The 23607-nt window shown below is 54.2% G+C and carries 22 protein-coding genes; 7 read left to right on the top strand and 15 right to left on the bottom strand.

The genetic code is table 11. The features are described from left to right. The first annotated feature begins 46 nt into the window (after positions 1 to 46). Positions 47 to 1204: a molecular chaperone DnaJ gene (gene dnaJ, locus R8G34_12800; GenBank protein ID MDW3223743.1), complete on the top strand. Its 1158-nt coding sequence runs from the start codon at positions 47 to 49 to the stop codon at positions 1202 to 1204. Between the two features lie 590 nt (positions 1205 to 1794). Here dnaJ and R8G34_12795 read toward each other — a convergent pair. The 3 genes from R8G34_12795 to secA form a co-directional block, all read right to left on the bottom strand. Then, positions 1795 to 2037: a hypothetical protein gene (locus R8G34_12795; GenBank protein ID MDW3223742.1), complete on the bottom strand. Its 243-nt coding sequence runs from the start codon at positions 2035 to 2037 to the stop codon at positions 1795 to 1797. 562 nt (positions 2038 to 2599) lie between these two features. After that, entirely contained in the window at positions 2600 to 4159 is a 1560-nt protein-coding gene (locus tag R8G34_12790; GenBank protein ID MDW3223741.1) for a phosphate ABC transporter substrate-binding/OmpA family protein, read from the bottom strand. A 200-nt stretch (positions 4160 to 4359) separates the two neighbouring features. After that, a complete protein-coding gene (secA, locus tag R8G34_12785) occupies positions 4360 to 7065 on the bottom strand; it encodes a preprotein translocase subunit SecA (GenBank protein MDW3223740.1) in 2706 nt (901 codons plus the stop codon). Positions 7066 to 7239: 174 nt separating this feature from the next. On the opposite strand from secA, the gene R8G34_12780 reads away from it, so the two are divergent. The 3 genes from R8G34_12780 to R8G34_12770 are packed head-to-tail and all read left to right on the top strand — an operon-like array spanning position 7240 to position 9739. After that, positions 7240 to 8103 (top strand): peptidylprolyl isomerase, encoded by an 864-nt coding sequence (locus R8G34_12780; protein MDW3223739.1) that lies wholly within the window; start codon positions 7240 to 7242, stop codon positions 8101 to 8103. A gap of 5 nt (positions 8104 to 8108) precedes the next feature. Then, positions 8109 to 9335: a bifunctional glutamate N-acetyltransferase/amino-acid acetyltransferase ArgJ gene (gene argJ / locus R8G34_12775; GenBank protein MDW3223738.1), complete on the top strand. Its 1227-nt coding sequence runs from the start codon at positions 8109 to 8111 to the stop codon at positions 9333 to 9335. Between the two features lie 5 nt (positions 9336 to 9340). Continuing rightward, positions 9341 to 9739, top strand: coding sequence for a (deoxy)nucleoside triphosphate pyrophosphohydrolase (locus R8G34_12770; protein ID MDW3223737.1), 399 nt, complete (start codon positions 9341 to 9343; stop codon positions 9737 to 9739). A gap of 332 nt (positions 9740 to 10071) precedes the next feature. Here the strand turns inward: R8G34_12770 and infB are convergent, their stop codons facing one another. The 6 genes from infB to pip form a co-directional block, all read right to left on the bottom strand. Further along, positions 10072 to 12546 (bottom strand): translation initiation factor IF-2, encoded by a 2475-nt coding sequence (infB, locus tag R8G34_12765; protein MDW3223736.1) that lies wholly within the window; start codon positions 12544 to 12546, stop codon positions 10072 to 10074. A 9-nt stretch (positions 12547 to 12555) separates the two neighbouring features. After that, on the bottom strand, positions 12556 to 13176 hold the full coding sequence (locus tag R8G34_12760) for an RNA-binding protein (protein MDW3223735.1): 621 nt from the start codon (positions 13174 to 13176) through the stop codon (positions 12556 to 12558). A 22-nt stretch (positions 13177 to 13198) separates the two neighbouring features. Beyond that, entirely contained in the window at positions 13199 to 14821 is a 1623-nt protein-coding gene (nusA, locus tag R8G34_12755) for a transcription termination factor NusA (GenBank protein MDW3223734.1), read from the bottom strand. Further along, complete coding sequence (gene rimP / locus R8G34_12750; GenBank protein ID MDW3223733.1) at positions 14822 to 15400, bottom strand: ribosome maturation factor RimP; 579 nt, start codon at positions 15398 to 15400, stop codon at positions 14822 to 14824. Positions 15401 to 15533: 133 nt separating this feature from the next. After that, positions 15534 to 16430, bottom strand: coding sequence for an ABC transporter substrate-binding protein (locus R8G34_12745; GenBank protein ID MDW3223732.1), 897 nt, complete (start codon positions 16428 to 16430; stop codon positions 15534 to 15536). Then, entirely contained in the window at positions 16427 to 17398 is a 972-nt protein-coding gene (gene pip / locus R8G34_12740) for a prolyl aminopeptidase (GenBank protein MDW3223731.1), read from the bottom strand. The genes R8G34_12745 and pip overlap by 4 nt, the downstream gene beginning before the upstream one ends. 48 nt (positions 17399 to 17446) lie before the next feature. Here pip and ubiG point away from each other — a divergent pair, with 48 nt between their 5' ends. Further along, complete coding sequence (ubiG, locus tag R8G34_12735) at positions 17447 to 18193, top strand: bifunctional 2-polyprenyl-6-hydroxyphenol methylase/3-demethylubiquinol 3-O-methyltransferase UbiG (protein MDW3223730.1); 747 nt, start codon at positions 17447 to 17449, stop codon at positions 18191 to 18193. Here ubiG and R8G34_12730 read toward each other — a convergent pair. The 4 genes from R8G34_12730 to R8G34_12715 are packed head-to-tail and all read right to left on the bottom strand — an operon-like array spanning position 18190 to position 20482. Next, positions 18190 to 18633: a MarR family winged helix-turn-helix transcriptional regulator gene (locus tag R8G34_12730; GenBank protein ID MDW3223729.1), complete on the bottom strand. Its 444-nt coding sequence runs from the start codon at positions 18631 to 18633 to the stop codon at positions 18190 to 18192. The genes ubiG and R8G34_12730 overlap by 4 nt on opposite strands. Continuing rightward, positions 18633 to 19463, bottom strand: coding sequence for a carbon-nitrogen hydrolase family protein (locus tag R8G34_12725; protein ID MDW3223728.1), 831 nt, complete (start codon positions 19461 to 19463; stop codon positions 18633 to 18635). The genes R8G34_12730 and R8G34_12725 overlap by 1 nt, the downstream gene beginning before the upstream one ends. Next, on the bottom strand, positions 19460 to 19720 hold the full coding sequence (gene grxC / locus R8G34_12720; protein ID MDW3223727.1) for a glutaredoxin 3: 261 nt from the start codon (positions 19718 to 19720) through the stop codon (positions 19460 to 19462). Before grxC ends, R8G34_12725 begins: the two co-directional genes overlap by 4 nt. Before the next feature lie 39 nt (positions 19721 to 19759). Then, complete coding sequence (locus R8G34_12715; GenBank protein ID MDW3223726.1) at positions 19760 to 20482, bottom strand: ComF family protein; 723 nt, start codon at positions 20480 to 20482, stop codon at positions 19760 to 19762. A 24-nt stretch (positions 20483 to 20506) separates the two neighbouring features. Between R8G34_12715 and R8G34_12710 the strand changes: the two genes are divergently transcribed. Continuing rightward, positions 20507 to 21319, top strand: coding sequence for an SAM-dependent methyltransferase (locus R8G34_12710; GenBank protein ID MDW3223725.1), 813 nt, complete (start codon positions 20507 to 20509; stop codon positions 21317 to 21319). A gap of 53 nt (positions 21320 to 21372) precedes the next feature. Then, positions 21373 to 22443, top strand: a complete 1071-nt coding sequence (hemH, locus tag R8G34_12705) for a ferrochelatase (protein MDW3223724.1) — start codon at positions 21373 to 21375, stop codon at positions 22441 to 22443. Positions 22444 to 22517: 74 nt separating this feature from the next. Here the strand turns inward: hemH and R8G34_12700 are convergent, their stop codons facing one another. Further along, positions 22518 to 22694 (bottom strand): hypothetical protein, encoded by a 177-nt coding sequence (locus R8G34_12700; protein MDW3223723.1) that lies wholly within the window; start codon positions 22692 to 22694, stop codon positions 22518 to 22520. 140 nt (positions 22695 to 22834) lie between these two features. Beyond that, positions 22835 to 23446, bottom strand: coding sequence for a L,D-transpeptidase (locus tag R8G34_12695; GenBank protein ID MDW3223722.1), 612 nt, complete (start codon positions 23444 to 23446; stop codon positions 22835 to 22837). Positions 23447 to 23607 lie beyond the last annotated feature (161 nt).

The raw sequence follows: 23607 nt of genomic DNA, 5'->3' as shown, positions 1-23607 counted from the left end.
CGACCCTCGGGTCGGCCTCTCACGTTCCAGTAAGGGGACCTATCGAATGGCAAAACGTGACTATTACGATGTGCTTGGGATCGCAAAAGGGGCCAGCGCGGATGAGATCAAAAAAGGCTATCGAACCAAGGCGAAGGAACTTCACCCGGATCGCAACGCTGACAACCCAAAAGCAGAAGCGCAGTTCAAGGAGGCCAATGAAGCCTACGAAGTTCTGAAGGACGCGGACAAGAAGGCTGCATATGATCGTTATGGTCATGCCGCATTCGAGGGCGGCATGGGTGGCGGGCGGCCAGGCGGTGGCTTTGGCGGCGGCGGCGGGCAGGGCGACTTTGGGTCGGCGTTCTCGGACGTCTTTGACGATCTTTTTGGCGATTTCATGGGCGGGCAACAACGCGGCGGCGGCGGACGACGCGCCGCGCGGGGCTCAGATCTGCGCTATAATCTGCGCGTCACCCTTGAAGAGGCCTATTCCGGCCTGCAGAAAACCATCAACGTCCCCACATCGGTCAGTTGCGATGCGTGTAGCGGTTCAGGTGCCGAAGGTGGCGCGGAACCTACATCCTGTCCGACATGTTCGGGAATGGGAAAAGTGCGCGCGCAACAAGGGTTTTTCACGGTCGAACGCACCTGTCCGACGTGCTCGGGTCTTGGTCAGATCATCAAAAACCCGTGCAAATCCTGTCAGGGTGCGGGCCGTCTGGAGAAAGATCGCTCGCTGAGCGTAAACATTCCGGCAGGCGTTGAGACCGGCACACGGATCCGGTTGGCCGGCGAAGGCGAAGCGGGGATGCGCGGTGGTCCTTCCGGAGATCTATATATCTTCATCGATGTGGCGGAACATGAACTATTCCAGCGCGACGGCGGTAGCCTGTTTTGCCGCGTGCCCGTTTCGATGGCAAAGGCAGCGTTGGGCGGGTCGATCGAAGTGCCAACTATTGATGGCGGAAGAGGTCGTGTTCAAATCCCCGCAGGCAGTCAGTCCGGGCGTCAGATGCGCTTGCGTAACAAGGGAATGCCCGCCTTACGCGGCGCGGGAGAAGGCGATATGTTCATCGAACTCGCAGTGGAAACACCTGTAAATCTCACGTCCCGACAGAAAGAGCTGCTGGCCGAATTCGACGACCTGTCTGAGAATAACAACCCGGAAACCTCGAGCTTTTTCTCAAATGTGAAGAGCTTCTGGGACTCGATGAAGGGCTGATGTTTGTTAGCACTCGCTCTCTCGAAACATCCGGTTGAAAAACTGGTGTAAGGGTGCCGATAGATTGAAAGCCGGGCGACGTGTCCGGCTTTCTTAACTGGTCCAACAGAAGCCGTTTTGTTCTCTTGATGGACGCGCTGGAACCTATCGCCTTTCTCGACGGCAATGCGCCTTCTTGTTTGTCAGCTCCTCACCAGCACGTCAGAGTTCATCCTGAAAGGTTTAGCATTATCGTCCGGCCTGACGATGCGATGCTTGACCCTGCACTTTTTGCGTACCACACACGGGTGCGGTGCAAAGTCGTTGGCGTGCATGCTGTTGCACCAGTTCGGCGATTTCGATCAAATGACCGGTGTTCGGGGCGAGGATCCATGCCCGTATTGAGCAACAGAGTGTTCCCAGAAATCGTTAAGTTCTGTTCCAACGCGGTGAAGGTCTGAAGGAACCTTAGGATCGATTGCCATTGCTTCACCCCCATCTGGAGACACGGTGACGTCGACCCTGAACATTCCAGAAACAGATCATATCGCTTGGCTTGGTGCGGCGAGTCCAGCGAGTTTGGCTGTCTGCAGGAGATGACGCATTAGATTTTAGCTACCTCTACCCCTGCATCTGGTCGTCCACGGCACGGTGTGATTTGTTTGCGCGGCAAAGAAGGCACTCACGCCTTTGCCAGTTATGGCGTGACTGAGGCTGAGCATGCAAAAGGACGCATTCGCCATGTCAGACCGGCCGGAACCGTGCAGTGGCACCCCTGCAATTGTGGCGTCGAGAACCGATGAAACCACGGCGGGCAATGACACGTCCACATCCGCGATGGGAAAGAGTGCCATTAAACCATGTCTGCGAAAGTAAATGTAAATCCCGCAAGTCAGGTCGAGGTTCATCTCGCATCCCGTCGGCGGAAAAAAGACGACGACCATGGGATCGACAGCAAGGCGTATTCCCTACCAAAGATCAGGCGGAAACGGACGATTCAATCTTTTTGCGCATGGCGAGCCGGTTCAGGATTCGGGAGTTCTGACGCAAGAGCAACGAGAATAGGGACGTAACCTCCGATTTTGGAGCGCAAGTCCATCACCTGTCCTCGATCAATATGTGGCATTTGACGCCCACCGCGCTCAAATTCATCCGATGCGCTTACCAATACCACAGAGGTCCATGGAGCGAGTGATGCGGGGTGATTGTAGGTCAAATGCACGATGAATCGATACGGGTCGCCAGTTTCGCAGAAATGGCGGTTGCGTGTCGACGCGTCCGAATTCCATCGTGCCAAAGATCACCAAACCGAAACCAAACCAGCCTGCGAAACGAGCGGTAAGGCCTTATCCCATATGATCAATAGATCACTAGAAACCGGGGTGAAATTAGGCTTCACCAATGGTTTTTAGAGAGTCATCGTACCCAGACTTCAACCCTGCGGTTCGCTTGGCGACCCCAGGCACTGGTATCACAGGCCATCGGCATGGCCTCCCCAAAGGCATCTACATCAAGCTGGACCCGATCCAAATCTGCGATTTCTGCGGCGTCGATAATCGCGAGCCGCACGGCTTCCGCTCGGCTCAATGCTATTTTCTTATTTGTGTAAGCGGCACCCTCGCTGTCACTAAATCCCACAAACAAAAGACGCCGCGCGTCATATCGACCCTGCTCCAACGCGCGCGCCATTTGTTGAATGTTTGAGCGGGATTGCGCATCAAGTCGAACGGATCCTGACTCAAAACGAAATGACGTCGTCAGGCGCTTCATTGGTGCCAACGTCCTGATCAAGCGTTGCAACTCCACAAGACCGACCTCCGGTCCCGCGGCAGCAATCGCATTCGCCAGCCGATTTCCCTGCTCGTCAATTGGAACCTCTTCAGGTGCCTGATCGACAAAACCAGCCCGCCTGATGACAATTTGCGCGGTTGGGCCGCTGGTGAACGCAAGAAACTCTCGTGCTATTTTTGGTAATCGCCGCGCCGGCAGATAGACAAACATTGGCGCTGTCAACGGATAGTCTTCCATTTTGATCGAACGCCGCGTCGCCCTTAAGGCTCGACCACATGGCCCGGTAAGTCTGAGTGCTTCTGCGTTCCCCACTTCAGCAAAACTTGCAACGCCCAGGGCAAATGGATCAGACGCCACAGACAGTGCAAGTTCGACACCGCGATCGTGCCGTATGACATTCGGCGACATTTGCAATTCGGCAGGCGCGATCACTTCATCCTCTATGGCCTGGCCCAAGCCCGTTTCGGCCGCCGGCGCATGCAAGGAAATCGGAGCATCAGGGCCGCCGAGTTCAGTCCAATTGGTAATCCGACCTGCAAACGCGCGCGCCAAATTGATCGGTGAAATGTCGCGCACAGGATTATTCGGGGCAACAATTGGCACGATCGCATCAAGCGCCAGAACACGGCTGCGATTGTCGCCTGTCATGTCCCCCATGCCCGCCTCTTTGGCGCGCAGTTGCTCATCTGGCCTGATTTCGCGTAGAGCCATGACCATATCGGCTTCATTTGCCAAGAGATCGGCAAAACCTTCGTTTGTATTTGTCACTCGGAAATAGAAAATGGCAGCTGGTTTTTCCGTCCGATCATCTGTGAGCGTGTAGGTGAAATGAGTTTTGTCCTCGACCTCGCGCTCTGCCGTGTAACCATTTCTCAAAGCGAAGCCTTCAATCAACGCAGGCATCAATACTGCGCCCATTGTCGCGGATCCCGATACCTTCAGCTCAGCTACAAAGTCTTCGAGGTTGGGACAGCCCGGTCCATCGCAAAGCACGCCAGAGCCATCCACGGTCAGCTCGCCATACAGCGTCTCAATCCGATAAAATTCACCATCAAACCCAAGCAACGTACCCGACAGTTCTACGCGACCGTCGCGTGATGTCAGTGTTATGTCCTGACTTTGCACGGAGTGACCCAGTACACACAGGACGAGCGCAACGTATATCGCGGCACGTCTCAAGATCATCTTGAAGGTTCTATGGCGAAGTTCATTGTTGTGACTGTTGTGTCTGCAAACAGAATTTTCAACACCCCATAGTTGTCCCGGACATCAAATGATGAGGCATGTGGTTGAAAAGCGATGCTTTAGCGTGCCGAAATCTGCGACTTTGCGGTCAAGTAAGATCTTTTCAGTCTGTAGGAGAGCGTTTTGGGTTGGAAAGTCGCCTAGACAAGGCGTCCATGACAATGCTTGAATTTCTTACCAGATCCGCAAGGACACACTTCATTTCTCCCCGGATTGCCCCAGGTAGATGGGTCATTCTCCACGAATCCTTCGGCCGCATTGCCCTGGGCAATGGGAGCAGCACTGCCAGCGTCAGGCGCAGTCGCGTTTTGGGCAGCAGCCTGTTGCGCACGCAATTGCTGCAGCATTTCCTGTTGTTCTTCTTCCGTTAGTGGCCTGATCTGAGACAGCTTTTGCGTTACATCCTGGCGCAGACTATCAAGCATTCCTTCAAACAACTGGAACGATTCATTCTTGTATTCGTTCAACGGGTCACGCTGCGCATATCCACGGAATCCGACAACCGATCGCAGATGTTCCAGCGTCAAAAGGTGTTCGCGCCACTTGGTATCAATCGCCTGAAGCAGCAGCTGCTTTTCGATGTTGCGCATGTTTTCGGAGCCAAATTGCGCAGCCTTTTCAGACATGAACGTGTTCGTTGCACTGATCATGCGCTCGCGAATGGCATCATCGTCAACGCCTTCTTCCTCCACCCAATCAGCGACTGGCAATTCCATGCCCAATTGCTCTCTGGTGGCCTCGAAAAGACCTTCGGAGTCCCACTGATCGGCATAGGTATTTGGCGGAAGGTACTGGTCAATCAGATCATCAATAACCTGCAGGCGCATGTCTTGGGTAATCTCGGAGAGGTCAGCCGCCTCCATGATGTCGCGCCGTTGCGTAAAGATGACCTTACGCTGCTCATTCATCACATCGTCGAACTTCAAAAGCTGTTTGCGGATATCGAAGTTCCGACCTTCCACCTTGGCCTGCGCGCGTTCCAGTGACTTGTTCACCCAAGGGTGGACGATGGATTCGCCTTCTTTCAAACCAAGCGTTGTCAGCACTTTTTCAAGCCGTTCGGAGCCAAAGATACGCATAAGGTCGTCTTCGAGGCTCAAATAGAAAGACGAACGCCCCGGATCTCCCTGACGGCCAGAACGACCCCGCAACTGATTGTCGATCCGACGGCTTTCGTGACGTTCAGAGGCCAGCACATACAGGCCGCCAGCCTCGATGACTTTTTGTTTTTCGCTGGCGTGTTCAGCTTCGATTTGCGCGCGCAAGGCTTCTGGATCCGCTTCGGGATCGGCCGCGATGGCGTTCAAAACCTGCATATCGACGTTGCCGCCTAATTGAATGTCCGTACCACGCCCGGCCATATTGGTCGCGATTGTTACGGCGCCAAACTTACCGGCATCGGCGACGATTTGCGCCTCCTGCTCATGCTGACGCGCATTCAATACATTATGTTTGATCTCAGCATTGCTCAGCATCTGGCTCAGGGTTTCCGACTTTTCAATCGATGTTGTCCCCACGAGGGCGGGCTGGCCTTTGGCGTGGCTCTCTTTGATCTGCTCCAGCATCGCTTCATATTTTTCGCGCACCGTGCGGTAAACCTGATCATCTTCATCCACACGTGCGATCGGCTTGTTGGTCGGCACCTCAAGCACGCCCAAGCCATAAATCTCCTGAAACTCTTCTGCTTCAGTCAGCGCCGTTCCCGTCATACCGGCAAGCTTGTCATACAAGCGGAAGTAGTTTTGGAAGGTAACGGAGGCCAGCGTCACATTCTCCGGCTTGATTGTGACGTTTTCCTTGGCCTCGATGGCTTGATGCAACCCATCGGATAACCGGCGTCCGGTCATCATCCGACCGGTGAATTCATCGATCAAAACGACTTCATCGTCACGCACGATGTAGTCTTTGTCGCGTTGGAACAGTTTATGTGCGCGTAAGCCCTGGTTGACATGGTGCACGATGGTGGTGCTTTCGGGATCGTACAGCGTCTGACCCTCGTCAAGGAGGTCACGGCTGTGCAGCAGTTCTTCGAGAAACTCATTGCCCTCGTCACTAAATGTGACGTTGCGGGTTTTCTCATCCAGCTCAAAATGGTCATCTTTCAATTCAGGAATGACCACATCGATAACCTTGTACATTTCTGAGCGATCTTGTGACGGGCCAGAAATGATCAAGGGCGTACGCGCCTCATCAATCAAGATCGAATCGACTTCGTCAACAATCGCATAGTTGTGATTTTTCTGGAAAATCTGACTCAGCTCGGACTTCATATTGTCGCGCAGATAATCAAAACCAAGCTCATTGTTCGTGGCATAGGTGATATCGCAGGCGTAGGCGTCGCGCTTGTCTTCTTCGGTCATGTCTGCGTGGGCAACACCCGTGGTGAGCCCCAATGCAGCAAACACCTGACCCATCCAGGCTGAATCGCGTTTTGCCAGATATTCGTTCACCGTCACGATATGGACACCCTTGCCCGTCAGAGCATTCAGGTAGGCTGCGAAGGTCGCCGTCAGGGTTTTACCCTCACCCGTCTTTTGCTCCGCGATATTGCCTTCATGCAGGAAGACCGCACCAATCAACTGCGTATCAAAAGCGCGCAAACCCAACGCACGACGCGCAGCTTCGCGGCAATTGGCAAAAGCCTCCGGCAGCAAATCGTCCAGACTTTCGCCATCGTTTGCCCGTTTGCGATACTCTTCGGTTTTTTCCAGCAAGCCTGCATCGGACAGCTTTTCGAACTCCGGTTCCAGTGCGTTGATCTTTGCGATCAGCGGGCGGGTCGCTTTGACTTTGCGGTCGTTTGGTGTCCCAAAGACTTTTTTCGCGATAGTTCCGATGCCCAGCATGCGTTCTCCAGCCGAAGTTTTAGTGAATGGCGCTGATCTGCTTGCTCGTCTGCGAAACAGCCCATAGATAGAAAGGGAACGCAGTACTCTTGCGGCGCCCATAGGGCGATGTAAGGGTCACGCCAAACCGTGTCAATGTCGCGCACTGTCGTGACACATTCATAGGACCAATCCATGCAAAAACATCTCAATCTTTTTGCCGGCGCTGTGCTGGCGATGAGTGTCGCCACGCAAGGCTGGGCGCAGGAACAAACCGATGCCGAACCCCTCAATGCGGATACCGTTGTGGCGACCGTCAATGATGTTGAGATTACTCTGGGTCATATGATTGCTGCACGCGCTTCCTTGCCTGAGCAGTATCAGCAGTTGGACGATAAAGTGCTTTATGACGGTATTCTGGAACAGCTGGTGCAACAAAGCGCTTTGGCACAGAGCTACAAAGACGAACTGCCCGGGCGCGTCACCAAATCTCTCGAGAATGAACTGCGGTCCCTGACGGCGGCTGAGGTTGTCGAAAATATCATGTCCGACGCGGTCACCGAAGAGGAACTTCAGGAACTCTATAACCGGCAGTTCGGGGATATTGATCCGGAAGAAGAATATAACGCGTCGCATATTCTGGTTGAAACGGAAGAAGAAGCCATTGCGGTAAAAGAAGCCATTGATGGTGGTGCCGATTTCGCAACAACCGCACGTGAGAAATCTACAGGACCGTCTGGCCCGAATGGTGGCGAGCTTGGTTGGTTCGGAGCCGGTATGATGGTGCCGAGCTTTGAGGCGGCAACAATTTCCCTGACCGTTGGGGAAGTATCCGAACCGGTCGAAACGCAGTTTGGCTGGCACATCATCAGACTGAATGATGTGCGCCAAGCGAACATCCCAACCCTTGAAGACGTTCGCGAAGAATTGGCCAATGAAATCCGCCAAAACACCGCTCAAAAGGCAATTAACGAGGCGGCTGAACAGGCTGACGTCAAGGTCCCGGCAGATTTGGAGCTTGATCCGGCCATCCTGAAGCAGATCAGTCTATTGGAATAATCGAAATGGCCAAGGTCACTGCCATATCGCCATTGGCGCCTGCAGCGTTCCCCGATTTACCAACAATTGACGGAGTTGCTTTTGCTACAATCGCAGCGGGCGTGAAATACCGGGATCGGGCAGATGTGATGTTGGCGCATTTGGTAGAGGGCACCGCCATTGCGGGCGTGTTCACCAGCTCGGCAACGCGCTCTGCGCCTGTATTGGACTGTCAGGAAAAAATCGGTGGACCCTGCGACAAAGCCGCCGCAATTTTGGTAAACGCTGGCAATGCCAATGCGTTCACCGGGCGCGGCGGCATCGCCGCTGTGGAGGGCATCACCCAGGCAACGGCCAAAGCATGTGGTGTACCACAAGAACGCGTCTTCACGTCATCCACCGGTGTTATTGGCGAACCTTTACCTTTTGAGCGGATCACGGCAAAGCTGGACGCGCTGGTGCATGCATTGGATGGGGCGTCCATTGAGCATGCGGCGCGTGCAATTATGACAACGGATACTTTCCCGAAGGGCGCAGGAACAACCGTTGATGTAGGCGGGAAGACCGTAAAGATTGCCGGTATCGCCAAAGGATCAGGGATGATTGCGCCCGACATGGCGACGATGCTGGTTTATATTTTTACGGACGCCAAGATATCTCAGTCAGAACTGCAAACTCTCGTTTCCGTGCACAATCAGAAGACGTTCAACTGCATCACTGTAGATAGCGATACATCGACATCCGACACGCTGCTGGTGGCAGCTACCGGCAGGTCGGAGGTTGATGTGAGCGGTGTGCCTGCTTTTTCTGAAGCATTGCACCAAGTGATGCGTGATTTGGCCCATCAGGTTGTCCGCGACGGTGAGGGCGCTACCAAATTTGTGGAGATTCAAGTCTCCGGCGCTTTGACGGATACGGATGCACGAACGCACGGTTTATCCATCGCAAACTCGCCTTTGGTCAAGACCGCCATCGCGGGTGAAGATGCAAATTGGGGTAGAGTGGTCATGGCCGTCGGAAAATCCGGAGCGCCTGCTGATCGCGATCTCTTGTCCATCAGATTTGGGGATGTTCTTGTGGCGGATAAGGGGTGGGTCAGTTCCGGCTATGACGAAGCTAAAGCCCAAGCCCATATGAAAAAGAAAGAGTTGATCATCGGCGTAGACATCGGCCTCGGCGAGGGGCGCGCCACTGTGTGGACCTGTGATCTGACCCATGGTTACATTGATATCAACGCTGATTATCGGTCTTGATTTTGATGAAAACTGTACTTGTGTCTGCTGTTGCCTTGATTGATCCGGATGGTCGCGTGCTGCTGGCGCAAAGGCCAGAAGGGAAATCCATGGCGGGGCTATGGGAGTTTCCCGGTGGCAAAGTTGAGGCAGGTGAGACACCCGAAATTGCGCTCATCCGGGAACTGGAAGAAGAACTTGGAATCAACACTTGGACGTCTTGCCTGGCCCCACTGACCTTCGCGAGCCACAGCTATGAAACATTCCATCTTTTGATGCCTTTGTTTGCCTGCCGCAAATGGGAAGGAACCCCTACCTCCCGAGAAAACCAGCTGCTGAAATGGGTCCGCCCGGGCGCTTTGAAAGACTTTCCCATGCCCGAGGCCGACGTCCCCCTTATTCCCATTTTGCGCGATTGGTTGTGACTTTAAGAAATCGACGCCAAATAGTTTGCAATTTTTCGCCCATTAAGTGTATTTTAACACATTGTTAATAGTAATTTTGTCATTCTTGAGTAGAGTTTAGATGTCATGATCCTGGGGAGGAAACGGCATGTTAAGGACGATCACACTTGGGAGCGCAATTTCCATACAAGGTACGTATGTACGTGCGTTGCCGGATGGGCGTATTGTCGTTAGGGTAGATGACACCAGTTTTGCTGGCGCGCCCGTCATAAAAGCTGCGTAACTTCCTGAGAAGAAATAAAAAAGAGACAGCCGGGTGGCTGTCTCTCTTCTTTGCGTCATCGGTTTTTGGATCAGCTAAGCGTGCGCGTGATCTCTTCACGTTCGAAGATTTCAATAACATCATCGGCACGAATGTCATCGTAGTTCTCAAAAGCCATACCGCATTCCTGACCCGATTGAACCTCAGCTACTTCATCTTTGAAGCGCTTCAGTGTTTTCAATGTACCTTCATGAATCACGACATTGTCACGTAGCAAACGAACGCCAGCGGATCTCCGAGCAACACCTTCCGTGACCAGACACCCGGCAACCTTACCAACACCCGTGACTTTGAAGACCTCCTTGATCGTCGCATAGCCGATGAAATTCTCGCGAATTTCTGCACTGAGCAGGCCTGACGCAGCCGCCTTCACATCGTCCACAAGATCATAAATGACCGAATAGTAACGGATCTCCACGCCTTTTTGATTCGCTGTGTTGCGCGCAGAGGTATTCGCACGCACATTGAAGCCCATGATCGGCGCGCCAGATGCTTCGGCAAGCCCAACGTCGGTTTCGGTGATCGCGCCCACACCAGAGTGCAGCACACGCACGCGGACCTCGTCGTTGCCAATTTTCTCCATCGCCTGGACGATTGCTTCGGCAGATCCCTGCACATCCGCCTTCACCAGAATAGGCAATTCGTTGACATTCTCATCCGCCTTGGCGTTTGCCATCAACTGTTCAAGCGTTGTCGCCGCACCAGCTGCCGCGCGTTTGTCTTTGGCGGCATTGGCACGATAAGATGCAATTTCACGCGCCTGCGCTTCGGTTTCTGTCACGTTCAGAACGTCACCTGCTTCAGGTGTACCGTTGAGACCCAGCACTTCGACTGGCACAGAAGGTCCGGCCTCTTTCACGCGTTCGCCCTGATCGTTGATCAGCGCACGAACTTTACCGTATTGCTCGCCAACAACAAAGATATCGCCTTGGCGCAGCGTACCATTCTGAACCAGAACAGTGGCAACAGGACCGCGGCCGACATCAAGTTGCGCTTCGATGACGGCACCTTGTGCTGCCCGATCCGGGTTCGCTTTAAGTTCGAGAATCTCCGCCTGCAGCGCAATCGCCTCAAGCAGCTTATCGAGTCCTTGACCGGTAATGGCTGAGACCTCAACGTCCTGAACTTCACCGGACATTTCTTCAACAATTACTTCGTGTTGCAGAAGGTCAGTTCGAACCTTGGTGGGATCGGCTGCCGGACGGTCAATCTTGTTGATCGCGACGATCATTGGCACCTGAGCAGCCTTGGCATGGTTGATCGCCTCGATCGTCTGAGGCATCACCGCATCATCAGCGGCAACCACCAACACCACGATATCCGTCACCTGCGCGCCGCGCGACCGCATGGACGTAAAGGCAGCGTGACCCGGTGTATCCAGGAAACTCAGTACCTGACCGCCATCCGTGGTGACCTGATAGGCCCCAATGTGCTGAGTGATCCCACCGGCTTCGCCAGCGACAACCTTGGCGTTTCGGATCGCGTCCAGAAGTGATGTTTTCCCGTGATCGACGTGACCCATGATTGTAATGACCGGAGGTCGGGCTTGCAGATCTTTTTCGTCGTCTTCGACTTCGTTGATCACATCTTCGACGTCAGCATCCGACACGCGCACCACTTTGTGGCCGAACTCTTCGATGATGAGTTCGGCTGTGTCTGCGTCAATCGTCTCGTTCTGCGTTACCATCAGGCCGTTGTTCATCAGCGCCTTGACCACTTCGCCAACACGTTCGGCCATCCGAACCGCCAACTCAGATACAACAATCGCCTCGGGAAGCTGCACGTCACGCACAACCTTTTCTCGCTCGACAGTGCCACCCATTGCCTTGAGACGCGCGCGCTCTTGCTTGCGTTTCATTTGCGCCATGGAGCGTTGGCGTCCACCTTCGCGGCCAGACAGAGCCTGGTTCAGCGTCAGTTTACCCGAACGGCGATTGTCTTCACCGCCTTTGCCGCGCTTGTTGTTGTCCCGTTCACGCTCCGGCTGTTTTCGCGGTGCGCTATCCGGTGCCTTGGTGCTGACGGGGCGTGCAACCACGGGTTCTTCTGCCGGTGCCGCAGCGGCTTTTGCTGCCGCTTCAGCCTCTTCCTTGCGACGTGCGTCTTCCTCGGCCTTCGCCTTAAGGCTTTCCTCACGCTCGCGTTCCACGCGCTCTTTTTCTTCAATCTCAGCCCGGCGGCGTTCGCGATCTTCAGCACGCGCCTTTTCTTCGGCAGCCCGTGCCGCAGATTCTTCGACTTCACGCGCCTTTGCTGCCTGAACGGCTTTCAGCCGGCGTTCCATCTCCGCGTCAGAAATACCTGCTGGCCGTTTAGATGGATCGCCCACGGCTGCACCACCAGATCCAGTTTTACCTACGCCCGGCTTTGGCACCACAACGCGCTTGCGTTTGGTCTCCACCACGACGTTTTTGGTCCGTCCGTGACTAAAGCTTTGCTTTACGTTGCCCGGACGCGCGCCACCGCCACGCAGACCCAATGTTTTTTTGCCGTCAGTATCGCTCATGAAGCTCGTCTATCCTTTCGAGTGGCCGTTGCCACCCTCGTTTTCGCGCACGCCTTTTAGTCGCTGGGCTTCCTCTACAACACGTTGAGTGAGTCCACCAGAGGCGAGCGCCCCATGTATCACAGTTTGGCGTCCAAATGCCAAACCCAATTCATCTGCAGTCAAACAACCGATGTACGTTCCATAGTGAGGCGTACTCAGTTTTGATTTCCCGCGTCCAGACCCATCGATCGCCTGAATCAAGACTTCAGCTTCTTCCATTTGAAGCCAGTTCTTAACCTTTTCGTATCCTGCAACCGCCTTGCCTGCCTTGCGTTGCAGCGAAATCAACTCGACCACGCGCCGCACCATCAGCCGTTCGACCTCCGCCACGAGGTTTTCCGGGACAGTCACCGGTTGCTTTGCTCCACGCGCGAAAAGCCTCTTTTTGACGGCCTTCTCCAACGCGGTACGTTGCGCCGAAACATAAATACCACGTCCCGGCAGTTTTCCCAGAATATCCGGAAAAATCTGCCCGTCTGGTCCGGCCACAAAGCGGATCAGCCCAAATATCGGCTGCACCTCGCCCGTTGCAATGCACTTGCGTTCGGGACCATCATCGTGGTCTTTTGGAGCGCCACCGCGACCCATCATGAGACCCCGAGGCCTGCGATCAGACCTCGGCTTCCTCCGCGTTTTCTTCGCTTTCAACTTCTTCTTCAGCGGCCGCTTCAAGCTCTGCCGGATCAACCCAACCCAACATAACACGCGCCGTCATAATCATATTCTGCGCCTCTTCCAAAGACAAATCAAAGGGCTCCAGAACACCATCGTCCTTGGTGCGCTCACCATCTGTTGTCGTCCAGCCCCCGGCCAATTCCCAATCCGCGCAGGTTGCAAAATCTTCGAGCGTTTTGACATCATCTTTGGCCAATGCTTCAATCATTTGGGGAGTCAGCCCCTCAAATTCAACCAGGCTGTCTTCGACACCCAACGCGCGGGCATTTTCCAGTGCCGCTTTATTTTGCGCTTCAAGAACATCACGCGCACGCGCTTGCAGTTCTGCAGCCGTATCCGCATCCACGCCATCAATCACCAGAAGTTCTTCGAGCTCGACATAAGCAACTTCCTCCAGATTGGTGAATCCTTCGGACACCAGAAGTTGCGCGAAGAACTCGTCCAAATCGAGATTGTCCATAAACAGCTTGGTACGCAGTTCAAATTCGGCCTGACGGCGCGCGCTTTCCTGCTCTTCGGTCATAATGTCGATATCCAGACCGGTCAGTTGCGACGCCAGACGCACGTTTTGTCCACGACGGCCGATGGCAAGGCTCAACTGTTCTTCAGGCACAACGACCTCGATTTTTCCGGCTTCTTCATCCAGAACAACCTTGGACACTTCCGCAGGCTGCAGCGCGTTCACAAGGAATGTGGGCTGGTCTTCGTTCCAGGGGATGATGTCGATTTTTTCACCCTGCAATTCATTCACCACCGCCTGAACACGGCTGCCGCGCATACCAACGCAGGCACCAACCGGATCAATCGACCCGTCATAAGAAATCACCGCAATCTTTGCGCGCGATCCAGGATCACGGGCAACCGCCTTGATTTCGATGATGCCGTCATAGATCTCCGGCACTTCCATCTTGAACAATTCGGCCATGAACTCAGGTGCGGTACGGCTCAAAAAAATCTGCGGCCCGCGCTGCTCGCGGCGCACGTCCTTGATGTAAACACGAATGCGATCATTCGGGCGATAGGATTCACGGCCAATTTTTTCGTTGCGGCGCAGGATGGCTTCGCCAGCCCCCACATCCACGATAACGTTGCCATATTCCTCACGCTTGACCAGGCCATTGATAATTGTGCCCGCACGATCTTTGAACTCTTCGAACTGACGATCACGTTCCGCTTCGCGGACTTTCTGCAGAATCACTTGCTTGGCGGATTGTGCGGCGATCCGACCCATTTCCACCGGCGGAACTTCCTCGACCAGCTGCTGACCAACCTCGGGGTTTTCCATGTATTGCTTGGCTTGTTCGACGGTAAACTCCGCCTGATAGTTCTCCAGTTCTTCTTCCTCGACCACGGTCCGCACACGGGTGAATGTCGCACGGCCGGTCTTGCGGTCAATCGCAACGCGAATATCCATTTCCGCGCCGTAACGAGATTTCGCTGCGCGGGCGAGCGATTCCTCCATCGCCTCGATCACCAACACCGGGTCGATCATCTTTTCACGCGCCACAGCCTCGGCGGTTTGCAACAACTCAAGTTGGTTTGCAGATGTAATGGCCATTTATTGGTCTCCCTCAGCAGACGTTTCCGTCTCTATCTCATCAAACTTGGTTTCATCAATCGCGCCAGACGCTTTGCGCTGGCGTAGCATTTCCTTGATCAGATCGTCCGTCAGAACCAGTTTGGCATCCGACAGCCAGTCAAATTTCAGGCCAATCGTACCTTCATCAAGGTTGATCAGAACTTCATTGTTCTCAATACCGGCCAGTGCGCCTTTGAATCGGCGGCGCCCATCAATCAATTCACCCGTTTCGATCTTTGCTTCATATCCTTCGAACATCTCAAAGTCTTTCAGACGCGTCAGGGGGCGATCTATCCCCGGACTGGACACTTCCAATGTGTATTCGTCCAAAATAGGATCCTCGACGTCCAGAATTGCACTCACTGCTTGACTGATCACAGCACAGTCATCGACTTCGATACCGCCTTCAGGTTTATCCGCCATGATCTGCAAAATAGTCGACTTTCCCGACATCAGACGCACGCGCACGAGCTCAAACCCCAGATCCTCGATCACCGGAGTGATGATCTCGGCCATGCGGCGGTCGATGGCAGCTTTTGCAATCAGATCGTTTGTCATTTTTCTTTCAGACACAAAAAAACGGGCGCGCGGCCCGTATCGTGTTCCGGTGGAATGTTTGGTTTGGACCCGAACATGCCGCTATTTAAATCCATATACGCTTGCCTCGCGGAGTCTGCAACCCCCGATCGCGTCAGGCCATCCACCACCTTTGCGCAGCGCGCAAATTGTCTAAGGGCCAGCGCGTTCCGACGTTGTTTGGCAAAGCAAGCTCTTTGCGCACCGCGCATGTCATGAAGTTTTCTTCCGGAAGAATCGTAATATCATCCAGCCCACGCAAATCAGCAGAATGTGTCAGATCAACTGCATCCACAAAGTGATCGCGCAATGCTTCCGCCCGCACCGCGTCGGCTGGAAGCGATACGAGTTCAACTTTGTCAAACCAACCCGCATTTCGGTCCTTGTAGTGCTCGCCAACACGCTCACCAACAAACTGGCGGCCAGGAATAAACCGATGCGTACGGTACATGCCGGTTCCGATGCCGTCAGCCATTGCTTGCTCAATATGCCCGGCGGGATAGATGACCGTTCTTGGATCACTCAAACGGTAAGGGAAACCCGTGTCCGGCGTTGAGAGCGTGATCCGGATCTTGTGCAGATTCAGGACTTCGATCTGCTTTATATCGGACAGCAAAGCCCCCGCATGGATTTCGAATGATGCAAGCACATCTTCCGCATCAAAGGGTTTGGCGTTGTGAAACACTGCGTTCTGACGCAAATCAAACTCCCAGACCATAGCATCCGTACTACCATGCCAAGTGGTTGCGAGCTCGCCGCGCAATGTACCATCCGCAGAGACTTCAGTCAGTGTCTCGAAAGCCGCACCAACCATGGCGACTTGCATGAAGAGCCCATGCGCCATGCGCGCATCAAAACGATCGGTACGCAACGCCCCGGACAGTGCGATGCGAAGATGTCCTCCCTGCACCGGTGAAGTCCGCGCAGAAACACCGGTGGCCGCCAGTAGCGCGGCCGCAGCACCCGAGGCAAAAAGCGCCCGCCTGTCAATGTTTGATCGGCGTGTCGTCATCGACCACCAATCCGATCCATTGTGCGCACAAGTTCGGCGCTGATGCCTGGCTCAGACAACGCGTGACCAGCGTTACGCACGATTTTCAGGTCGCAGTTGCCCCATGCCTTGGCAAGCGCATGCGCGCTGTCGGGCGGGCAAATCATATCATAACGCCCCTGTACGATCACGCCGGGAATATGTGCGATACGTCCCACATGCGCCAGAATTTGCCCGTCAAACTCAAGAAATCCAGCGTTCGAGAAGTAGTGGTTTTCAAGCCGCGCGAAGGCACGTGCATATTCCCCGGGGCTATCGCCAGTCGAACCGGACGAATGTATCGAGGCCAGCGCGTTTTCCCAGGCTGACCATGCTTTGGCAAATCGCGTTTCCAAAGGAATATCGCCCGAAAACAGGCGACGGTTGTACGCCTCGATCAAATCACCACGTTCATCCTCGGGAACCAGCGCCGTGAAACGTTCCCAGACTTCGGGCCAAAATTTGCCCGCGCCTCCGCCATAGAACCAATCCAGTTCGGCCTGCGTCATCAGGAATACGCCGCGCAGTATGATGTGACGCACATGGTCAGCATGGGCCTGCGAATAAATCAGCGCCAGTGTCGCGCCCCAACTGCCACCAAACACGATCCAATAGTCGATATCGAGATTACGACGTATGGTTTCAATGTCAGCAACCAGATGCCATGTGGTGTTGTGCGTCACGCTGGCGTGGGGGCGCGAGCGTCCGCATCCACGCTGATCAAACAGAATCACCCGGTAAATTTCGGGGTCGAAATAACGGCGCATCGCGGGGCTGCATCCGCCGCCCGGACCACCATGCAAAACCACAACCGGGATACCGTTTGGGTTGCCGCATTGCTCCAGATAGACTTTATGTCCCTGACCAACATCCAACATCCGCTGATCAAACGGGTCGATCGGCGGATACAGATATTGTACTGCGCGCTTTTGGTCCGAGAATTTGTCCATTACTGGCCTATATAATACGAAAATGCACTTGAGCATATGGAGATAAGAATGCAAGCGCCTCAAACCACAGTTGACCCGTCGGAAATCGCCAAATTTGAGGCAATGGCCGCGGAATGGTGGGATGAAAACGGGAAATTCAAACCGCTGCACATGTTGAACCCCTGCCGCCTGGATTACATCACCACGCAGATTGCCGGCGAATTTGACCGCGATCTCACGGCGAGCAGCCCTTTCAGCGGCTTGCGAATCTTGGATATCGGATGTGGCGGCGGGCTATTGGCTGAACCCATGGCGCGTCTGGGCGCGGATGTGGTTGGGGCAGACGCTGCCGAACGCAACATCCCTGTTGCACAAATCCACGCAGAACAATCCGGGTTAAAAATTGACTACCGCCACACGACTGCCGAAGACATGGCAGCGCAGGGTGAGCAATTTGACGTGGTTCTGAACATGGAGGTGGTAGAGCATGTCGCATCGCCCATCGACTATCTGATTGCCTGCCGCCAACTTCTGAAACCCGGCGGATTGCACATTTGCTCAACGCTTAATCGCAATCCCAAATCCTACATGATGGCGATAATTGGTGCTGAACATGTCATGCGGTGGCTGCCGAAGGGTACACATGAGTGGTCGAAATTCATCACGCCCGACGAACTCTTCGATCTGATGCGGAACGCCGGCCTGGATCCGGTGGATCGCAAGGGATTTGTTTTTAATCCTCTGACATGGTCATGGCGTTTGTCAGACCGCGATCTGAGTGTGAATTACGTAACCGCCAGTGTGAAACCCGACTAGGGTTTTTCGCTCAGTTGGAGTCTGATCTCACGCAGAATCGGAAGCGCTTCGCGCACTTTGTCGTCCCCGAGCTTTTCGACGACCTGATTGATAACGGGCGTGATGGACCCGACAGCATGATCACGCGCATGTCGCCCTGCCGGACTGATCGCCACCATTTTGCGACGCGCGTCGTCCCAATCAGGACGAATATGCACATACCCGGCCCATTCTAGTTTGCTCAGCGTATTAGTCATGGCGCCACGCGTGACGTTAAAGGTTTCGGCGAGTTGCGCCGGCGTGCGCTCCACCGCATTACGCGCCAGATGGTTCAAAACCGAAAAATGTGATATTTCCATGCCTTTGGGCAAAACACGGCTTAGCCGCGCCCGCACCATCTGATCGGCCGCGAGCACTTCGCTGAAAAGCGCAATTGCCAAAGCATTTCGGTCTTCGTTCATTACGGTCCATCAAAAGGTCGTGCATTCTCAAGGCTGGGCACGCGGCCCCGCGCCTTCCTCACTTCTCCCATATCAAGGTCCGTCATGTAAACGCCCGGCGCATCACCTGCGTCCAATTGAATGTCACCCCACGGGGTTACAACGAGCGAATGCCCATATGTCCGGCGCGTCTTGTGATTTTCGCTTTGGTGCTCGCCAGTCTGCGCCGGGGCGAGCACAAAACACCCCGTCTCAATTGCCCGGGCCCGCAAAAGCGTATGCCAATGAGCGGCCCCGGTGACCGGAGAAAATGCGGCTGGGACCGTCAGGATCTGTGCGCCAGCATTTGCCAAGGACGCATGCAATTTGGGAAACCGCAGGTCATAGCAAATGGTCATGCCGATAGGTGCAAAGTCCGCGTGCGCCAATACAGCCTGCGTCCCGGGCCTGTATCCTTCCGATTCGCGCCATGTTTCCTCCGGCGTAACATCCACATCAAACATATGAATTTTGTCGTATCGCGCCGTAATCTTACCCTCTGGCGTGATCATAAAGGATCGATTCGCAAACCGGCCATCTGCGTCATGCGTTTTTAACCCAAGCGACCCGATCAAAAGCCATATCCCCAACGCCTTCGCCTCATGGCACAAGGCGGCCAGCGTGATATCGTCTTCTTCATATTGCAGCACCGCATTCTGATGTGCACGGCTGGTCGAGAGGCAGTTCGTCACTTCTGGCGTAAGGATGAATTCAGCCCCCTCTGCCGCAGCGTCGCGTAGATATCCCAGTGTCACCGCCAAATTGGCAACCGGGTCATCCGTCACGTTCAGTTGCAGCAGAGCGGTTTTCATTGCACGGCAAGCAAGCTGTCGAGTTTGCCCGCCCGTTCCAACTCAAAGAGGTCATCACAACCGCCGACGTGGGTCTCTCCCACAAAAATCTGTGGCACGGTGCGTCCTCCATTCGCGCGCTGGATCATCTCTGGTTTGCGGCCAGGGTCTCTCAGCACGTCAACTTCCGAAAATTCCACGCCTTTTTGCTTCAGTAAGCGTTTTGCTGCATGACAGAACCCGCACAGCGGCGAAGTGTAGATTTCAACGTTTTGCATGTCTTCCATTCCTTTGTGCGCGATGCGCTGGATGGAGACTTAGGCATCCTTAACCGCGCGTGCTAGGGTCACGACGTATACCGGCCCTGACCCCGCTGCAATACAGGCGTCCGCGGATGCTGCCAAAGTCGCACCCGACGTCAACACATCGTCTACGATCAAAACGGGGCGTGCCACCAAACGATGCCGTCTTCGTGGATGGATTGAAATAGCTCCCTTCACGGATGAAAACCGGAGTTCCTTGGTCATATCTTCCATCGGTTTCGTGCGCTTGTTGCGCACCAAAAGATCCGGGCAAACCGGTAAACCGGTATGTCTGGCAAGCGCTTGCGCCAGCAAAGCAGACTGATTGTAACGACGTTTCGCCATCCGTGTCCAATGCAGGGGAACGGGCGCGATGATCATGTTGCTCTGTGGGATATCTGATATTGCCTGGGCCATCCATTTCGCTGCGGGTTTCGCAATTTCTTGTCTGTCGCCGTGCTTGAGCGCCAGAACAAGCCGCCTCCCATTGCCTCTGTAGAGCAAGGCAGATCGCCCACTTGTCCAAGGCCTCGACGTCTTCATGCAGTCATCACATTTTAGTGTGTCATCCGTATCATTTCCCGGCAGTGGCGCGCTGCAGCAGTCACAGATCGCGCCCCCGATAAACTGCGTGTCACTCCAACAGGATCCACATAGACCAAAGTCACTCATGACTTTATCACCGCATCCCAGACAGCGCGGTGGATAAATCAACGAGACCGCTGTTTGAAAACTCAGTTCTGACACCCTATTCTCCCCAATATGACCACACCCAATGCTTTGACAGATTTAAATATGCTGCGGCTGCATCGCGCGCGCGCCTCTGCTTTCTTTTTGCAGGAAGCCGCGGCAGACGAAGTGCAAGATCGTCTATTGTTGGTTAACAGGCCGTTTACGAAACCAGCGATTGTGACGCCTTTTCCACAGGTTTGGGCCTCCCGTATGCCCGACGCGACATTTTGTCCGGATGGCCACATACTCGATCTTTCGACAGACGCACATGACTTGATCATTCATGCCATGGGGTTGCATTGGGCGAACGATCCCGTCGGCCAATTGATCCAATGCCGACACGCCTTGAAATCTGACGGACTTTTGATTGTCGCAACTCTGGGCGGGCAGACGCTCGAAGAGTTGCGCAGCTGTCTCGGGCAAGCCGAAATTGCTCTGACGGGCGGGTTGTCGCCGCGCGTGGTACCGATGGGGGAAATCCGTGATCTGGGTGCACTCTTGCAGCGTGCGGGCCTTGCCCTGCCGGTGGCAGACGTCTTTAGCCTGACCGTCGAATATAATGATATGTGGCATTTGATGCGGGATTTGCGGGCGATGGGTGAAAGTAACGCGTTACAAGCAAGACAACGCCGATACACGTCCCGACAGGTTTTTGAACAGGCTTCCCAGCATTATTCTGAGCATTTCGCTGCGTCCGAAGAGCGAATCAAGGCGACGTTTGAAATGGTTTTTTTGACGGGTTGGGCCCCGGATGACAGCCAACAAAAACCATTGCGACCGGGATCAGCCAAACAGCGTCTCGCGGATGCGCTGGCGGTGCCGGAAACGCCTTTGTCTGATTGACGCCCGCCGAAAACCGTCTATCTGAGGCAGAACCCGCTTCAGAAGGATCAAACATGCTGGACAGCAGCGCCTCTGCCACCGTGAACATTCGCCCGGCACACGCCAAGGACGATCATCCGGCAATTGCAAAACCAAAGATCGGGATCTTGCTGGCGAACCTCGGGACCCCTGACAATTACGATTACTGGTCGATGCGGCGCTACCTGAACGAATTCCTGTCAGACCGCCGCGTTATTGATTACAGTCCCTGGATCTGGCAGCCGCTGTTGCAGTTGATTATTCTGACCAAACGGCCTTTTTCCAGCGGTGCGGCCTATAAATCCATTTGGAATGAGGCTGAAGGCGAAAGCCCCTTGATGACCATCACAAAGGCGCAAACCGCCAGCATCAAAAGTGAGATGCACAAGCGGCATGGCGACAGTGTCATGGTCGATTTCTGCATGCGTTATGGCAATCCGTCGACACGTTCCAAAGTCGCTGAAATGACCGCTGCGGGATGCCGTAAGATATTGTTTTTCCCCCTTTATCCGCACTATGCTGGTGCAACTTCAGCGACTGCGAATGACGAGTTCTTTCGGTCACTAATTTACGAAAAGTGGCAGCCTGTGACCCGCACCGTAGAACCCTATTTTGATCGTCCCGACTATATCGAGGCTTTAGCACAATCCATCGAACGCGCCTATGCGCGGGCCGAAAAAAGACCGGACATCTTAGTGTGTTCCTATCACGGAGTTCCCATTCGATACCTTATGGAGGGAGATCCCTACCATTGTCAGTGCCAGAAAACGACGCGTCTGCTCAAGGAACGGCTGGGATGGCAAGACACCGAAATATGCACGACTTTCCAGTCCAAATTCGGACCTGAAGAGTGGCTGCAACCCTATACCGTGGAGGAAGTAGCCCGCTTGGCAGAAGCGGGTAAAAAGAACATTGCGGTCTGTGCGCCGGCTTTTTCCGCTGACTGCATTGAAACACTCGAAGAGATAAACGAGGAAATCAAAGAAAGCTTTGAAGAGGCTGGCGGTGAGGATTTTACGTATATCGCTTGCCTCAACGACGACGAGGCCCATATCACGGCGTTATCGAACGTAATTGACGACAATCTAGAGGGCTGGATCACATAAAAAGCCGGTAGATCCAGACGTAAAAAGGCGGCGCAGTGCGCCGCCTTTTTGATTCATTGCAATACTATCCGTTATTAGGAAAGTGCTGCAGCAGCCACGATCAGCAGAAGGATCGGCAGCAGAACGCCCGTGGACGAACCTGATGCTTCTTCCACGATGACTGGTGCTTCAACAACTGGCTCAGCAAGCGAACCTGCGTGTGCTGTCGATGCTGCGGCTGTCAGTGCAGCTGCGAGAACGAGTTTTTTCATATCATAACCTCCAGAAACGGCGTGCAACGCAAAGCGATAGCACGCACCCAAGACTTACCTCGTAACTCTTTGTAAATCATCATACCTCGCTCATTGCAAACTGGATTCGGAAATCAATTCTCAGATCGGTCGCGATGTCGTCAAATTAGCAACACTTGTGTTCCGACCTTCGAAAGCGCGAATAGCTCTGAGATATGCTCATTGTAGAGACCGATGCAGCCATTCGAAGACTGCCGCCCGATTTTGCGTGTGTCATGCGTCCCATGGATACGATAATAGGTCCAGCTCAGGTACAACGCGTGCGTTCCCAATGGATTATCTGGCCCTGGCCCAATATAGGCTGGCCACTCTGGATTGCGCTTGAGCATAGATGGTGTCGGGCGCCAACTTGGACCTTCGACCTTTTGTGTCACTCTGGTGCGTCCACGTCGCGTGAGTTCTTCTGTCAACGGTACACTTGACGGGTATAGTTTGTAAAAGCTTTCATCTTCCGCCCAATAGTGCAGGGCACGACTGTCTATGTCGACAAGAATAGCGCCGTTTCGCAGGTCTGAAAAATAGGGTTGCCAGTCCAACGAGCGGAAACTGGAAATATTGCGCGGCACCACTTCATTCAGGTCGCGTTCGCCTTCGGTTGTTGCGGATGAGTTCACTGATGACGCATCTTGCGCAATTGCAGGCGTTGCAAGCATGGCAGCACTGCCAGCGAGGAAAGTGCGGCGACTTGTTAATTCGAAAGGTTTCTCTGACATCTGATGCCTCCATAAACATAGGCTATTCTCAATTTGCACGCATTCTATTGCGCGAAAGCCGCAGTCGCAAATCAAACACTCGTCATCTGGCACTGGGTCGCGGATGTGCGTTTGAATTACAACGCATCGCAATATATGCGTTAACTCAACGCAAAAGGAGT

Source organism: Paracoccaceae bacterium (genome assembly GCA_033344815.1).
Taxonomy (GTDB): domain Bacteria; phylum Pseudomonadota; class Alphaproteobacteria; order Rhodobacterales; family Rhodobacteraceae; genus Roseobacter.
This window is presented reverse-complemented; position numbering and strand designations above follow the sequence as displayed.